The 16,614-nt window shown below is 39.1% G+C and carries 13 protein-coding genes; 2 read left to right on the top strand and 11 right to left on the bottom strand.

The genetic code is table 11. The features are described 5' to 3' along the window. Positions 1-24 precede the first annotated feature (24 nt). The 6 genes from I585_RS17255 to I585_RS17230 are packed head-to-tail and all read right to left on the bottom strand — an operon-like array spanning position 25 to position 8,758. Complete coding sequence (locus I585_RS17255) at positions 25-1,809, bottom strand: SpaA isopeptide-forming pilin-related protein (RefSeq protein WP_010740750.1); 1,785 nt, start codon at positions 1,807-1,809, stop codon at positions 25-27. Then, positions 1,799-2,848, bottom strand: coding sequence for a pilin N-terminal domain-containing protein (locus I585_RS17250; protein WP_010740751.1), 1,050 nt, complete (start codon positions 2,846-2,848; stop codon positions 1,799-1,801). Before I585_RS17250 ends, I585_RS17255 begins: the two co-directional genes overlap by 11 nt. Beyond that, complete coding sequence (locus I585_RS17245; protein ID WP_010740752.1) at positions 2,849-5,557, bottom strand: SpaA isopeptide-forming pilin-related protein; 2,709 nt, start codon at positions 5,555-5,557, stop codon at positions 2,849-2,851. It lies immediately after the preceding gene. A 21-nt stretch (positions 5,558-5,578) separates the two neighbouring features. Beyond that, the gene (locus I585_RS17240; RefSeq protein WP_147284188.1) at positions 5,579-6,769 is read right to left on the bottom strand and encodes an ABC transporter permease; all 1,191 of its coding nucleotides are present in this window, start codon (positions 6,767-6,769) and stop codon (positions 5,579-5,581) included. Beyond that, the gene (locus I585_RS17235; protein WP_010740754.1) at positions 6,745-7,821 is read right to left on the bottom strand and encodes an ABC transporter permease; all 1,077 of its coding nucleotides are present in this window, start codon (positions 7,819-7,821) and stop codon (positions 6,745-6,747) included. The genes I585_RS17240 and I585_RS17235 overlap by 25 nt, the downstream gene beginning before the upstream one ends. Before the next feature lies 1 nt (position 7,822). Then, on the bottom strand, positions 7,823-8,758 hold the full coding sequence (locus I585_RS17230; protein WP_010740755.1) for an ABC transporter ATP-binding protein: 936 nt from the start codon (positions 8,756-8,758) through the stop codon (positions 7,823-7,825). A 126-nt stretch (positions 8,759-8,884) separates the two neighbouring features. Here I585_RS17230 and I585_RS17225 point away from each other — a divergent pair, with 126 nt between their 5' ends. After that, entirely contained in the window at positions 8,885-9,979 is a 1,095-nt protein-coding gene (locus tag I585_RS17225; RefSeq protein ID WP_010740756.1) for a sensor histidine kinase, read from the top strand. After that, positions 9,976-10,614 (top strand): response regulator transcription factor, encoded by a 639-nt coding sequence (locus I585_RS17220; RefSeq protein ID WP_010740757.1) that lies wholly within the window; start codon positions 9,976-9,978, stop codon positions 10,612-10,614. The genes I585_RS17225 and I585_RS17220 overlap by 4 nt, the downstream gene beginning before the upstream one ends. Positions 10,615-10,716: 102 nt before the next feature. Here I585_RS17220 and I585_RS17215 read toward each other — a convergent pair whose 3' ends face one another. The 5 genes from I585_RS17215 to dltA all read right to left on the bottom strand — a co-directional run bounded on the left by I585_RS17215 (position 10,717) and on the right by dltA (position 16,589). Then, on the bottom strand, positions 10,717-11,781 hold the full coding sequence (locus I585_RS17215) for a DUF2922 family protein (protein WP_010740758.1): 1,065 nt from the start codon (positions 11,779-11,781) through the stop codon (positions 10,717-10,719). A gap of 354 nt (positions 11,782-12,135) precedes the next feature. Beyond that, positions 12,136-13,401, bottom strand: a complete 1,266-nt coding sequence (dltD, locus tag I585_RS17210; protein ID WP_010740759.1) for a D-alanyl-lipoteichoic acid biosynthesis protein DltD — start codon at positions 13,399-13,401, stop codon at positions 12,136-12,138. Next, on the bottom strand, positions 13,401-13,634 hold the full coding sequence (dltC, locus tag I585_RS17205) for a D-alanine--poly(phosphoribitol) ligase subunit DltC (protein ID WP_010740760.1): 234 nt from the start codon (positions 13,632-13,634) through the stop codon (positions 13,401-13,403). Before dltC ends, dltD begins: the two co-directional genes overlap by 1 nt. A gap of 190 nt (positions 13,635-13,824) precedes the next feature. Continuing rightward, positions 13,825-15,078, bottom strand: coding sequence for a D-alanyl-lipoteichoic acid biosynthesis protein DltB (dltB, locus tag I585_RS17200; protein WP_010740761.1), 1,254 nt, complete (start codon positions 15,076-15,078; stop codon positions 13,825-13,827). Next, positions 15,078-16,589, bottom strand: a complete 1,512-nt coding sequence (gene dltA, locus I585_RS17195) for a D-alanine--poly(phosphoribitol) ligase subunit DltA (RefSeq protein WP_010740762.1) — start codon at positions 16,587-16,589, stop codon at positions 15,078-15,080. Before dltA ends, dltB begins: the two co-directional genes overlap by 1 nt. Between the last annotated feature and the right edge of the window lie 25 nt (positions 16,590-16,614).

Below are 16,614 nucleotides of genomic sequence, written 5' to 3'. Positions count from 1 at the left end.
TAATTTTGCTGCATCACCATAAGATCATGGTGTTTTCAATGAACCATCCGCATTAAAGGTAGGTGCGATGATTGTAAAATCAATCGTTTCTTTCGCTAATTGATAATCCGTAGGCGCTTCAACTTCTTCTAAAGTATACGTTCCTTCAGCAAAGCCTTTGACTTCAAACAATCCTGTAGCAGTTGTTTCAAATTTGAATGCATTCGCTTTTGTTGTGGTCCATTTCGGTGTAACGCCGTCTGTATCATAACCTTCAAAGTAATTCGTTCCTTGGCTGACAATGAACTTAGCCCCAGGTAATGGTGTTGTACCATCATCGCCAACTTTTTTGAACTTGTGTCCGCCAGTCGTTACAACGACTGGTTTGTTTGGAATATTTTTACTTGTTTCATTTTCTGGTCCATTGTTGTATTTGATTTCCCAATTGTTTTTAACCGCTGATTCAACAACTGCATCTTTGGTAACAGTCATGCTATAAGTTAGAGTTAATTTCTTTCCTGCAAGCGCTGGGTTGATTACTTTTCCAGTCAAATCATCGAACAAGTTGATATAGAAGCCTTCATTTACATCTTTTGTTCCTTGATATTCAAAGTGATAGTCCGTCCCAACTTTTAGCGTTGTTGCGCCATCCTTTACTACTAATGATTGACGCTTGTACGTTAATCCGTTAGAAGGTGTATCCAAGAATTTTAATGCCGCTAATTTGCCAGCTTCTGTTTTCCAATCAGCTACATCCTGAGGAACGTCAATTGTCGCTGTATATTCTACTTCTGAACCAATCTCTTTCGCTTTGCCAGCTTCATTCGAGTCTTTTTCCCCGCCAGGTTTCGCGTAGTCTTTTAAGCTCATTACTGTTTTGCTAGTTGCTGCACCCGTCTTATCTAAGAAAACATACCCACTATTATCAATTTTGAATCGTAATTCATTGTTTGCATCATTCAGTGCTTTTGGACTAACCAAATATGGATCTGGAACACTTTCTTCGACTAAGTAATACGTTCCTTGTGCATAAGCTTTGTCCATGCTGATTTCACCACTAGCACTTGTTTTAATTCCACTAGAAACTTTTGTTCCTGATCCAGGGGTTCCTTTGTAAATAGCGAAGGATGCATTTGGTAAATCAATTTCAGTACCATCAAGTGCAACCCCGGTTTTTTTCAAAACTTTTGTTTTTTCAGTAGATATCTCATTTTTTGCGTACAATTTAACAGCATCAAGAAAACCTGTTCCATCAACTTTAGTCATTGGTAAAGCAAAAACTAACGGAACAGATGCTTCTGTTACAACTGCTGGCTTTTTCGTTTCTAAAGCAATGTAAACTCTATTTTTATTGTCAACATTATTAAACGTAACACTTCCATTTGGATAACTTAATGCATTGATTTGCTCTACCTTCTTAATTCCCATTGTTGGTGAGAAGGTTCCATCATTATAAGCACCGTTTGTTCCCGTTTTATGTGTATTTGCCAAAGTAATAAGTTGATCAATATAAGAGTTCAATTGTGTAGTGGTCAATTTATCAACTGTTGTACTAGCTTTTACCGCTATCCAAGAAGTTGCATCATATAACGTAAAACCGACTGCTCCTTTTGATGGACTGAATACATTATGCCCAGTCGTTGTTTGAACCTCCCCAGTATTGGTAATATCTGCGCCGCTTCCTTTTTCTAATTTGAAGATTTCCACGCTAACTGTATCTTTCGGTGTCGCTGCCTCAACGGATTTGCTTCCTAAAGCAAACAAACTTGAAACACAGGTTGCTCCGATTAGAGCGGTACATACTATTTTTTTCCACACTTTACTTTTCATACTTCTCTCTCCCTTTTTTTAAATAAATCATCAATAATCCAGCAATTGCTAAAATTGCCGCCCCTAAAAGAATGTAGTGATTCCGAGCCTCACCTGTTTTTGGTAATACTCGTCGTGCATATCTTTTTATTTGCGTTATATAGCTACCAGCATCCTCTTGCGTATTCGGCAAATTTTTTACTGGATTATTTTCTACTCGTGCATCATTTGTGACAAAAGCTTGTTTCCCTACAACAATCGAAATCTCTTTATTGTAGTTATTCGGAATAACGACTTCGATACTCGTTGCTTCCTCTGTGATTTGGTAGCCTTCTGGAGCTTTGATTTCTTCGACTGAATAGGTTCCCGTAGTCAAGCCGATATTGAATGCCACTTCGCCCTGCTCATTGGATACAAAGCTTTTCGCTTCTGCTTTTGATTCAATCCAATGCTGAACACCGATCAATGCTTGTTCACCTAGATAGAAGGTTTTTCCATTGATCTGCTTCGAAAGGATAAAGGCCGCTTTTCCTAAGAACTGCTCCCCATTACTTTTATCACTTGAAATCTTTTTAAAAGAAAAATTTCTAGAATACGTGACCGGCTTCCCATATAGATCGTAGGTTTGACCTAAATCTTCTTTAGGAATAGTCAAAATAATCGGCATGGTCACGATCTTATCGGTTTGATCCTCTGTATTGTGTTCAAGGATCAGATACGTTTTACTATTCTCTAGCGTAAAGCGGGCAATGCCGTGTTCTTGTAGCAACGCATCATAAGTCGTGGTAAAACTTGTTACCGACTTGGCTTCATTCGCTGCAAGAGTGCCTAGCTCAAATATTTTTTCTTTGGCTGTATCCTCGGAGTGCCCATTTTGAGTAATAGTTGAATATTTCTCAGTTACATCAAACACACGATATGTGACGTCATTCTTCTCCGATAAATTATGAAAAATAATCTGACTGTTTCCTTCTGCCGCATTGGTTAGTTGAGGTTGAATAAATACTGAAAGTAATAGAAACACACTAAATAGTTTCATTAATAGTTTGCTCTGCTTCATTTATTTCTCCCCCCAACTAATTTTTTGCTGATAGAACACGAATCCACTGAACAGTGTGAGTACACCAAGCAGATGAATTAGAATGCTTCCAGTTCCGCCAGTTTGAGGTAGTTTTGTTTTCTTTTTGTTGTAAACCTTCAAGTTCAAGGTATCCTGATTGGCTGGCACATCATTTGGGATGTCGATCAGCTGTTCTCCGCCCATTTGATAGCCGTCGATAGTCGAAACCTCGACCAACTTATATTTTCCAGCTAGTAAACCGATATAACCGACTTTTCCATCTTGATCCGTTGTTTTTATACCTTGAGAGGTCCAACCACCTGAACCGTTGTCTTTAAATAGTTCAAATTTTACGTCTTTAAGTGGTGTTGATTTATCATCAAAATCCAGTTTTTCGATGTTTACCTTGAATTGCTCTGGTGCTTTGATTGTCACCGATCCTTTTCCGGACACATCATAATAATCTGCTGCATTGTTGTCATACCAAGTATTATCGGCCTTTCCTTCAAGCACCTGACCTACATTTCCCGTAGCAATCGTTTCAAACGTAACAACAATTGTGTCAGTTTTTTGCAGTGTTCTTTTTCTGCTTCCGTCAATGTAAGTCATGTCACGAATGCTGCCTCCAAAATTAATCGTTGACTCATCGATCACTAATCCTGTCGGTAAGTTGATCTTATGGGTAACTTGCGAAGCATTTATTTGAGTGACATTTGTTGTAGTCCAAGTCCATTTCACACGTTCACCAGAAACAACTTGTGTTTTATCTGGAACAAGTTTAGTTTCTAACTCACTAACAGTTATAAATCGAACGGTTCCAGAAAAACTTTTATACCCGGTCCCTTCTGCTAACTGGCTTGAATTGTACGCAAACGTATAACTTCTATTAGTAGTTATATTATGTGGTTCAAGATTCGCGGCTTTCACAGTATCTCCTGCAATAGAGAACGTTGGCGATCCTGGAAGATCCACATTTGAAGCAGATAATCCTGTATTATTCGTTGTTTTCAAAACAAAATCATGTTTTCCATCAACAATTTCCTTGGTTAATATGGTAAACTCTTGTCTCCCACCTTCCATTGAACTCAAATTAGGCAAATTTTTAAGCCTTGTAATATCACGAATATGATTTACCCCAAAATCTAACTCTTGTAATTTTTGATTAATCGTTAGGTCGGGCAGTGTTTCGAATTTATTTTGTTCAAACGTTAAAGTTTTTAATTCAGGATTGTTACTGACATCTATAGCAGATAGTTGATTTTTCCCAAATTTTAACGTGGTCAATGCTTTATTCTCAGAAACATCCAACTCAGTCTGTTTGTTAAAAGTGCTATCCAAGAATTCCAACTTTTTATTATTTTTCAGATTAAGCTCAGGAATACTATTTTGTCGACAATTGAAATGTCTCAGATCAGGCTGCTTAGTTACATCCACTGCTGGCAATAGATTGTTTTGAATATCCAAATAAGTCAATTTTGTATTTTGGCTAAGATCAATACTTTCCAAATGCGCATTATTGGCTATTAATGTTTCCACCGCGGGAGCTCCGCTGATATCGAAGTTATTCCTCATGTCATTTGAACTACAATTAATTATCTTTAAAACTGGATTATTTGTTGCTTTTAATTCACTAAAGTTGTTCCCATTATCGTCACAATATAATTGTTCTAATTTTGGGTTCAAACTAACATCTATTCCACCGCTAATTCGACAACCTGAACAATCTACGTATGTTAATTCAATATTTTTTCTTACATCTATCGTCTTTATGTCGTAACAAGCATTACAATCTAGATAAGTTAATTTTGTTAGTTTGCTTATATCTAATCCTGTTAAATTAAAACAAACTTGAATTTCCAATTTTTCTAAATTTTCTGCGTTAGACAAATTTACTGTAATTAGCTTGGGATTGTTATTTAGGTCTAGGCTCTTTAGTTTTGATAACTTCTCATTTATCGTAAAGTTGGCCAAGTCACCATTTGAACAATCTACTATCTCTAAATCTTTATTTTTGGAAATGTCTAAACTGGATATTTTTGTAGTGTAGCAGTACAATGACGTCAATTTGATATTCTTGCTAACGTCTAAGACCGAAATATTTGTATTATTAAGATTGACTGTTTCCAACTTGGTATTCTTAGTAATATCAATACTATTGATATAAGTCGACGGTGCTTCCAAAGTAACCAAATTGGTCGCATATTCGATTCCTTTCAGACTGTCCATTCCTGTAAAACGATAATCGAATTTAATCAGGGTCAGTTCAGCCATCATTTCATCGGTTAGTTGGTCTTGAGCCTTTCCATACCCGCTCCAACCGCCGCCCTTATCTTGGACGGACATATTGGTTCGCAGATATTGAGCAAATTTCGCATCGATATCTGTTCCTTCGATCAAGAACTTAGCTGCTCTTGGTTTAGGTGATAGCGTATCTTCCTCTTTTTTGGGTTCTTCCGCTTGCGAATCGCTGGTACTTTCCTCGGATTGTTCCGTTGCTTCGCTTGTCTTTTTGATTTTTTCTTCGTTGCTTGTTTCCTCTGGCGGAATCGCCTCACTGCTTGCTGCCGGTTCTTTCTCGACTTTTTTTGTGGAGCTGGTTGCCATTTGATCAGATGATGTGGTTGTTTCAGCAGTAGCGATCAATGGTACGATGTTTGCCAATACCATCAGCAATAAACAAAGCAGTGTTGATAGTTTCCTCTTTTTCATAGTTTCCTCCTTTAGCAAAACTCATTCCTTTACTCCCATCCTTTTTAGTGATTGTTCTATGACTAAGACCCCTTTTTCTTTCAAAGTAATTAAATAGATCACTCCAAAAAGAATTGAAAAAGCGGCCACAACCCCCAGATTGCTTAAAAAAGCTTTGTAAAATGTTTCATCAAACATTGAGACGGATTCGATCAATCGATTGTTTCTCGCAAACCAATAGACGAGCGTTAAGGATGCAATGTCCTGCACCCCTTTGGATAGGTAATCGATCGGTATTAACAGACCACTGATAAAACAAATCCCGGTAATATAGACATCCTTGATCCCATTTAAAATTTTGGCTTTAGAAAAAATACCGCAGATCATCATCGAGAAACTGACGATACTAAAATAGAAAAACAAGGTATTTAACAAGTACAAAGGAAGTGATTGCCCATACTGAGAATAATTAAAAAATAGTGTCAGCAGCGTGAAAACGATCAATAAGAAAAAGGAATAGAGAAAGACTCCTAATGAAAGTTTTGTAAAAAGCTGCTTAGCTGTCAGCCGTCCCTGTAAGATTCTTGCCTGCAGCTCGCGCTGATTAAAGGAAATGCTGACGATGCAATAGCCAGAAAAGATCGTGAAGAACAAACAATAGCCCAGAACATTCACATAATTGCTGACCTCTACTTTTTTTGGCTTAGTCATTTTTTGTAAACCCTCTGTTTTGCTTAACTCATTCACCGTCTGAGTCAATAGGCTTTTTGAGTCACTCGCTGTTGTTTGATTTCGTTGATAAACCTGAATAAATTGCCCGACAGCTTTTTCGACATATTCTTTTGCCAGCTGGTTCGCCGTTGCTGTATAAGTCAGCTCGATTTCCCGCTGCTGTTTCAGGCTCGCGGAAAAGTTCTGCGGAATCGTTAAGTAATAATCGATTTCTTCAAAATAGTTCGCTTCGATTGTTTGAGCTTTTCTTGGAATTACTTTGATGTTGGCGTTTTCTTGCAAATAGTCTGTTAATGCAGCACTTTCAGCCGATTGGTCTTGATCCTGAAGACCAAGGCGCATGACCTCTTGCTGCGTTGAGTCACTATCAGGCAGTTCGAAGTGATAGAAAACAGTGACACCCAGCATAATCAGAATGCTGACGATCAATCGATATTTATTTCGGCTGAAGACTTTAAAAATCGCTTGATAAATCGTCATATCATCACTCTTTTCTGACAAAAGTAAGTACTCAGACTAAAAACAATAGTGAGTCCTAAAAGATAAACTATATTTTTATAAAAAATGTCAGCCGTAAGAGAATAATTTAGATAAAAGAGACTTTCGCTGACTACGTTGACTAGATTGATCTTGCCTAAAATCTCAGCATTCTGATCAATCCAATTCTTTGCTCCCATTGAATTGAACATCCCGGCTAAACAGCCCATCCAAGTACTCAATGAGATCCCTAGAAAGATCGCCGCCTCCGTTTTGAATCGACTCATGACTGTTCCTAACAGAGCGCCCAATGACAGGCTCGCGCCTATTGCTGTTATGCAAAGCAGTAATAGCTTTGTAAGAGACATCGTGAATTCGATTTGAAAGATGATCCTGAAGAAACCAATTAATAGTAGAACTTCCGTAAATAAAATAATGAAGGCTGCCGCTATTCGAGTGATCATCGCTTCGGTGTTTGATAAGCGCGAAGCTCTCAGTCTGCTTTGGAGACCCTTTTGTTTCAGATCATTGACCAAGTAGACACCCCAGACCATGCCGTATCCGATCGCCATTCCGATTAAAGTAAAAAAATAAAAATTGCGGTAATTGATTGTTCCTCTGGTTTCTTTTTTAGCCGTAAATGTCAGATTGGCACTTGATTCATTCGATTGTTTCTCTTGCAGATACTGATCTCTTTCTAGCTTTAATTTTCTTTGGATCATGCCTTGAGCCTTTGTTACAAGTTGGATTGTCTGCGGACCTTCGATCTCAAAGTAGCTGATCATTTTTCCCTGCCGCAGATTTTCTTCCGCTTCTTTTCTAGAAACAAACTGAAAATCATAAACAAAATTTGAGGACGTTTCCTCCGTTAATGCCGTCGTAAAATCATTCGCAGTCATGGAATCTTCGCCAACAATCCCAATCGCATATTCATTGGAGATATCGGCCTGATACGTATTGGTTAGTCCCAAATAGAAAAGCAACCCTAGAAAAATGGGAAAGGCCAATGTCCAAAAGATCAATTCCTTTTGTCTGATCAGCAGCTTTAGACGGGCAGCTAATAAATAGTTAAACAATCTACCCCTCCTTAATCGAAATACCAGTCAATTCAAACAAGATTTCACTTAATGAACTTTCCTGTATCTCTAGGTTAGAATAATAAATCTCTGCCTGTTCAAAATAATCCATAATTTGAAACAAGCTTTTATTCTTGCTATTGACAGTAAACGTAATTTTTTCGGCTTCGTAATGACTGTCTAAAACACCGGGAAGAGCAGATAAATTTTTAAGATCTTCTTCCGTTAACAATGAGACTTCAAAGAAAATTTTCTCCTTCTCCGTTACCATCCCCCGCAATTGTTTTTGTGTTCCTTCAGCAATCAGATTTCCCTGATTGATAATAATGATGCGATCACAGATTTGTTCAATATTGTCTGCGATGCTGGATGTATATAAAACAGCCTGCTTACGTTGCTTAAACTGCTTGATCAGCTGAATCACTTGTTTTTTATTTTCCATATCTAAACCTAGAAACGGTTCATCGAACAAGATCACCTCTGGTTTATGGACGATACCGCAAGCGATGTTCAGTAATTTCTGCTGATTCTTATCTAGCTTGGCCGCTTGACGATCCTTAATACTTTCCAGACTGGTCAGCTGCAATACGTCGTCCACGTTTTCTTTGCATTTATTTTTGTCATGAATATATAACCGGCAGAAGAAAGCTAAATTTTCCGCGACGGAGAATTCATAAAAGAAAGCCGATTCTTGGGGAATGAGTCCAATTTTATTTTTTAAACTCTTTTCCTGCGAAATTTTTTTATTAAAAAGTTTAATTTCGCCGCGATCGTATTTTTCATTTTCCAAAATGCATTCCAGCAAAGTTGTTTTGCCGCTTCCGCTAGGACCTAATAAAACCACTGTTTCTCCAGCATTTAGGCTCATTTCAAAATGATTCAGCACCATTTTATTGCTGATGCGTTTCGTTAAATTTACAACCTCAATAATTTTCATCTTAAAAACCTTTTGTTTTTCTTTTATTTTTTTAATATAATATGAATATAATGAAATTAATTGTTAATATTTAGTGAAAAAAGTCTAAATCGCCATGACATTTGTCACTTTTTTGGAGGATGTACTGTGAATTACAAACAGATTTTTTATTTCGAATACTCATTTTTGTTAATAACAGGTCTTATTCTGTTAGTTATAAAAGAATCTTTAGTCAGCTCTATCATTTTCTTATTGATCAGTCTGATCGTGATCGCTCCTAGTATCTTTTTCGAAAATGAGCAGAGTCGTTTTATTTCGCTAGTCTCGCTGCTTTTACTCAGCAGTATCTGGCCCAGCTTTTTATTCTTTCTGCCGGGAACACTAAAAATCGCTTTTCAAAGGAAATCAACACTTCTATTGATTGTTTGTTTCCTATTCATTGTTCCGCTATTTATTAGAGAGAGTTTCTCTCCGCTTTTTCAACTGATCATTTTCAGTCTCTCGATGATCGCCATTTTGTTGAACCTTAAGGAACAAAGCAATCGAACGTTAGAGAAGTCTTTGCTTGAGATGCAGGATGAGAGTTGGGAGAAACAAAAATTGCTCGAAAAGAAAAATGCGGAGTTGTTGGATTCTCAGGAAAGTCTGCTTAACCTGCAAATTTCTGAAGAGCGCAATCGCATCGCGCGGGATGTCCATGACAATGTCGGTCATTTCTTATCCAGTGCGATCATCCAAGTCAGTGCGATCGAAACGATTAATCAAAAACAGCAGCTGATTCATCCATTGAGTCAATTGAAATCGACGATCAACGATGGCATGAGCAACATTCGCGAGAGTGTCCATAACCTCCATCACGAGTCGGTCAATTTGGATGAGATCAGCAAGCTGTTGATTCAAGACTTTCATTTTTGTCCGGTGGAATTTAGGGGAGAAATTCCTCGTGATCTATCGAATCAGCAAAACAAAGTATTATTGATGGTGCTGAAAGAAGCACTTTCAAATATCATGAAACATAGTCAGGCGAGCTTTGTTTCAATCAGCTTTGAGCGCTTAACTGCTTTTTACTGCATTGAAATAAAAAATGATGGGGTGATCGTAACTAATGATCAGACAGGTTCGGGGATTGGTATTATGAATATGCGGCAACGAATGAATGAAGTGGGCGGAAAATTAAGTATAAATACACATGAAGATACTTTTTCATTGATTATCTTTTTATCGAAGGAGGAAAATATATGATTCGAGTCGCTGTCGTAGACGATGACCGTTTAGTAACGGAATCATTGTCAACGATTTTAGAATCAACGGGGGAAATAAAAGTGGTGGGCAGTGCTTACTCTGCGAATGAGGCGGTTTCTCTTTACCTAAAAGAAAAACCGGATGTCTTGCTAACCGATATTCGAATGGGGGAAAACACCGGTATCGACGCCGCCAAAGAAATTTTTAAGCACCATCCAGAGGCAGCAATTCTATTATTGACGACCTTTTCTGATGATAATTATATTCGCGAAGCCTTATCGATCGGAATCAAGGGGTATCTGATCAAGCAAGATTTGGCCTCAATCTTACCGGCAATCAAGGCCGTAAATAATGGACAATCGGTTTTTGGAACAGAGATTGTCGGCAAGCTAAATACCTTTTTGAGAGAAGGACGTTCTGCCTTCAATGAACATGAATACCCGCTCTCAGAAAGAGAACGATCCATCCTGCTGCAAGTTGCCAATGGCAAGAACAACAAGGAAATCGCCAAAGAATTATTTCTAAGTGAAGGAACCGTTCGAAACAATATCAGTCAGCTGCTGGAGAAATTGGAAGTTCGCGACCGCACCCAGCTGGCGATCTTCTACTACAAAAACTACCAGCAGCCAGTTTGACAGCAAAAATAACCTAGGGAGACAGCTCTCCTTAGGTTATTTTGTTTGTAAGTAATTAACACGAGCCAAAAATTAGTCACTTAAATGGAAAATGGTCTGCTATCACTGTTTCCATTTATTAATCAGATCTTGTACATAGGCTTGTTTATTCGTAAGCGGCCTATGCCGTTGCTTGGTACTTTTCGGCGGATCGGCAAGCCCGATAGTATTGGATTCTTTTGGTAGTTGTCCTTGATTTCGGGTCTGTGGGTGCGGGACAACAGAACTGGACGCAGTCCCAGCGAGTCGACGTTGAATTTCTGACTGCTCGATTGGCGGCTCCTCCTCTTCCTTCACAAAGACCACACGGATATCCGCTAAACTCCTCACTTCTGGTCGAACCACTTGAACCAATGCCAATACTTCTGCTTCACTCAATTTACTTGGATCAACACCTGCTGGCGCAATGATCTTTAATGTCTCAACAGTTGTTTCCTCCGCTTCAGTAATTTGAGTAGACTCCACCCCTGTTTCTTCTTGCTGTACAACTTCCTGCAAGACTTCTTCCTCAAACGTATCCTTCGTTCCTGGGCGAGCGACTTTGACAAATTTTACAAAGCGGCGTACGCCATCCGCTTTTTTGAAAATGCTCAACGTCGTTAGAATTTCTAAGATTTCAGCAACTTCGGCTTTTGTGCGCGTTTCATCCGCATCTCGGATCGTCAGCGTATGCTTTTTGCCAGTGGCATCTTCAAAAACGGATACTAAACGCAGATCAAGTTCTGAATGCTTGCATGCTCTCGTTCCTGGAGTATCCAAAAGCTTTTTATATAAACGAGTTTCCTCAGAAAAACGATAGTATTCCTTCTTATTGCTAAATAGACGTCCAATGACTTTCTCCCATTGTCCGCCTTTTTCAAAATAATCTTTGAAATAACTACAATACTTGCGCAGCACATCGCTTGGCGCCGCGGTCATGAACAAATCACAAACTAACTCTCTGCATAAGAACGAATAGTCACCGCAAATTAACGCATTCCGCAACATGACCACAACCAGATACTCAATTACCGATGCCGTATCTTTTGTGTGTTGGAAATAGCTGATGATTTTTTGCTCTAATGTAGTGCTTTTCATACTGAATAGCTGTCTTTGAGTTAATGGTTCTGTCTGCGCTTTTACTTTCATGTCCGTCCGCTCCTTTTATTTATGCACACGCTTTCTTTTATTCACAAAAACAGCATACCGTTAAACCTTAAAAATGGCGAGTTTTATATTTAACGTTGGAGATCACTAAATGTTCATGTACCCATTTTATGTGTTTTTCTTAATAATAATGAGTAATTTAAAATAACTAACAAAAATAATACAAGCTCAACTAATAATTATTCTATCTGGCTCCTGCTATAAAAAAAAGAACAGTACTCGATCATAAAAAATCGAAGCACTGTTCCTTTTCGTGTTTGTGAAACGTCATTTTCACGCTTCATATTTTAGTTAAAAATCCAAGGTAAAAGACAAGATTTTGTTTCTATCGACTATTTACTTAATCTCACCCGGATTCATTTCTTGCCATTCTTTGCTTAAGAAATATTGGTTGTTGATTTGGTAATTTTCTGCTTGAGATTTGCGATCCTTCAAGAATGGGGCAACTTTTTGATCAGCCGCTAACCAGCCTTTCCAACCTAAGTGGATCGTATCTTGCATAAAGTATGGTGTATTCTGCTGATTGGTATAATCAGCAATATTCGTAAAGCCTTGAGACGTTAATTGATACTTGATCTTGTTAGAGAACTGTTGCAGCATCTCGTCTGAAAGTCCGGTAAATTTCGCCCAACGACCATTCACTGGCGGAATAATAAAGAGCGCATCCGTATGTTCTTTGGCTAGTTGATCCAGTGCCAATTGGAAATCAGAAAATTCTGGTGAATAACGATAATCCCAATTTTTTTGTGAATCAGCTAAAAGATTCATATGCGGTTTGATCCGTTGTTTGTAGAATCGTTGTTGTATCCCAAACTCATTTCCTTCGGTCGCCCGCTTGCCTAAGCGATTGGCCAACGTATTCAACTCATGCTGATCGTAGTTTTCAGGTAAAGCCGACACGTTTTTATCGATCGCATCTTGTTTACTGATCATACCGATTGTACTGAATAATTCGTCTTCTCGTTCCAGCATATTCAATTTCAATTTGCTGAAGGTGATATCGGTTTTGTCTGGCAATTGACCATCCATTACTGCATCCAGCATTCGTTCTAAACGTTCATCTTTTTTTACTACACCATAATGAGTCAAGCGTTGCGCCAAATACTGATCACTTGCTTGAACTTTTTTCAAATTTAACAGCCAATTCAAGGTTTGTTCGGGAGAATAATACGCGTCAAAGTAATCTCGTTTGATCCCCTGTTTAACGAACCATTGCGGAGAAATGATGAAAACTACTTTCCGATCTTTCAGCTCATTTCCCAACGACTGCATCATCATAAATTGAGTCAGTGATTGCGTTCCTGGCGCCCCCATCAAGAAGGGAGTATAGCCGCGGTCATATTTTTCTGCTAAGACCGATGGATGAAACGGACTGATCCGGCTCAATTCAGAAGAGCCAAAGAATGGTACATAGTTGTCGGTACTTAGAGCTTCCTTTGTAATACTGTTTCCTCGTAAAACGTTTCCCGCCATCGAACTTGAAGCAGCTTTGATCAGCTTCGGATCATTGCTGTTGATTTTGAATGGTGAGAAAAACAGAAGAACCAATAAGACCGTCGCCAAAAGAATCGGCCCAAAGATACCGAAAAGTTTCTTTTTCATTAAGCTTGCAAAGCCTTCACTTGTTCAATGATTTTATTGGGTGTATTCCATTGAGCACGGTCAAACTCTGAAACTGGAACTTGTACGCCTAATTGTCCTTCGATCTCAACTAATAGTTGAACCGTTGCTAAAGAGTCCATCAATCCTTCTTCAAACAAATCTACATCTGGATTGTCTCTTACTTCATCCGTACCTGTGATATCTTCTAAAATACTAAATAATGTGTCTTCCATGTTAATCGCTCCATTTCGTTTTTTGTTTAATTTATTAGTTGATAAAAGCTAAATCATTTTTCTTGTTTTAGTGCGTAAAGGCTAGCTCATTTTATAGTATTCATTTTTTCAAAAACCTAAAAAATGAGTTTTTTTTTTCGTACGCATACCATCCAGCTAAACGGTTCACGCCTCGTACTTTTTTAAAGCATTACATCAGCTTGAACTTTAGCAAACTGTGAAAAGCTGGACTGGCAAATATATTATGGAACCATAATTTATCCAAGAAGCCTGAGAAGATCAAAAAGCTCAAGCAGACTGCGTTGAAGGTTAAGAAGATCGCCAACGCATGGGTAAATTTATTTGATGGTAATTGTTTCTTATGTTTTTTCTTGAAGCGCAGCCACGCGTCGGTCAAGCAAATCAAAGCAGCGTGGTAGAAACCGTACAAGATATAATACCAAGTCAAACCGTGCCAAACACCCATGATCAGGAATAAGGCGAAGTAGCCGACATTTGAGGCCACGATCCGGCTCTTGAAGGTTTTCTTTTTGATCAAGGTGAACATCAAACGCATATAGATGTAATCACGGAACCAGAAAGACAAGGTCATGTGCCAGCGATTCCAAAATTCTTTGATGTTCCAAGATAAGAACGGCTTGTTGAAGTTTGGCGGTGTTTCGTACCCCATCAACTTGCTGGTACCAACAGCGAACAAACTATACCCGGCAAAGTCGAAGAACAAATACATGCTATAAACATACATGTAGCCGACTAGCCCCCATGAGAGACCGCCGTTATGCATCGCAATGCGATCCACAATTGGCAGCAGGACTTGACCAAAATAATAGCCGATCACGAATTTGTATAAGAAACCGACGAAAATATCGTGAACACCAGAACCTAGCAGATCTACATATTTTTCTGGGGTTGGCGGTTCATTCAAATCTTTTTCAAAGCGGCGGTAACGATCGATCGGACCAGATGAGATCGTTGGGAAGAACAGCAGGAACTTAATGTAGTTCAACGGGCTGTATTCCTTGATCATACCGTCGCGCATTTCCATGATGAGCTGAACAGATTTGAAGGTCAAATATGAAATTCCTAAAAAGCCGACGATCGAGTTTTGTCCATCCAGAAACGGTGTTACCTTCACAAGAATCAGCGGTACGATACTTAGGAAAACCGCGAGGTAAAAAATGTTCGCTTGATTCTTGTTTTGACGATAGTGATGATAGCACCAAACCAAAATACTTTGGAAAATCACATAGCCGATCAATGCTAATCCTTGGCGATAATCTTTCCCGCCAAAGGAGATAAATAGAAAGAACAGTGTGATCAGTGATTGATACCAATTGATTCGTTTGCCGCGAATCAGCAAACTCAAAATCAATGGCAGCAGTGTCACGAATAGAATGACAAAGTAAATTGGCGATGCATAAGGTACCATATGAGGGATCAGCATCAACTATTCACCTCATTGATTAGTCTCTTGCGATCGATCTTGCCATTCGCGGTCAGCGGTAATTGATCTACATAAACAAATTTTTGCGGAATCATGTAATCCATGACGCCTTCTGACAACTCTTCCTTGATAGCCTTTGTCAGTTGATAAGCTTTTTCAAAGTCATTTTCATTAGCAACGACATACGCAACTAATTGTTGGACCTTGTGCTCTTGATACTTCGGAACAACAGTCGCTTGTTTCACATAAGATACCTTTTCCAAATGGTGATCGATATCTTCCAATTCGATCCGGAAGCCATGTAATTTGACTTGGAAATCGATTCGTCCTTCATAAAGAAGCAACCCATCCGCTTGCAAACGGCCAGCGTCTCCGGTGTGATAGGCAGGAACCCCATCAATCTCGAAGAAAGCCGCAGCAGTTTTATCTGGATTGTTCATATAGCCTTTTGAAACACTTGGACCCTTGATGATGATTTCGCCGGCTTCACCAGCCGCTGCTTCTTGGTCTTCATCGTAAATCAAGACTTCAGTGTCTTCTTTGATATAACCGATCGGTACCCGATCATATTTTGCTAAGACATCTTGTGTTACTTCGATTTGTGTCATCGCAACCGTTGCTTCAGTTGGGCCATAAGTATTGAAGACTTTGGCATTTGGGAAGCGTCGCAATAATTCCTCCGCCGTTTTGCGCGGAAGCTCTTCCCCGCAGAATTGGAAAATCTTTAGTGACGGAACATGTTCGCCGTCGAATGTTTTTTCCATCAAACAGATGTCCATGAAAGAAGGAGTCGAAACCCAGACTTCCAACGCTAGATTCGGCAAGAAGCTGAATAATTTCTTGAAATCATTGATTACCGCTTTTTCCATCGGAACCAACGTCCCGCCGCTGCACAATGCGGGATAAACACTCATGACTGATAGATCGAATGAATACGGTGCTTGCGATAAGAATCGCATCCCTGATTCGATTCCAAAATCCTTCAAATCCCAATTAGTGAAGCTTAATAGATTTTTGTGGCTGATTTGAACACCCTTTGGTACACCAGTCGTCCCAGAAGTAAAGATAATATAGAACGTCTCATCATCTGTAACTGGCTGCAAGTCTTTTTGTGCTTGCTGCGTAGTAAAGATTTGTGCTAATTCTGTCGGTGCCACGACTGGAATCTCTGCCGTAATTTCTTCCGGCCAAGGTAAAACACTCAGAATCATCGCCGGTTTTGCCACCTCTAAGATCAATTGAATCCGATCTAACGGTGTATTCGATTCAATCGGAATATACGCATGCCCGCTTTTGGCTGCCCCGATGAAGCTGGCAATCATTTCAAATTCCAGCTCGCCGAAGACTACGATCGGTGTTTTGGCTGCCGTATTTTGGTTTAAGTACTGTGCTAAATTATCTGACCACTGACGCAGTGTTTGATAATTGAATTGTTCTGTCTCTGATTGATACGCAATGGCATCAGGCTTGTCGCTGGCCCATTGATCAATTGCTGTAATGATATTTTGCATAACTAACTATCCCCCGTTCAGTACA

Source organism: Enterococcus malodoratus ATCC 43197, assembly GCF_000407185.1.
In the GTDB taxonomy this organism is placed as follows: domain Bacteria; phylum Bacillota; class Bacilli; order Lactobacillales; family Enterococcaceae; genus Enterococcus_A; species Enterococcus_A malodoratus.
Note: the sequence above shows the minus strand (reverse complement) of the source record. Positions and strands in the feature narration are given on the sequence as shown.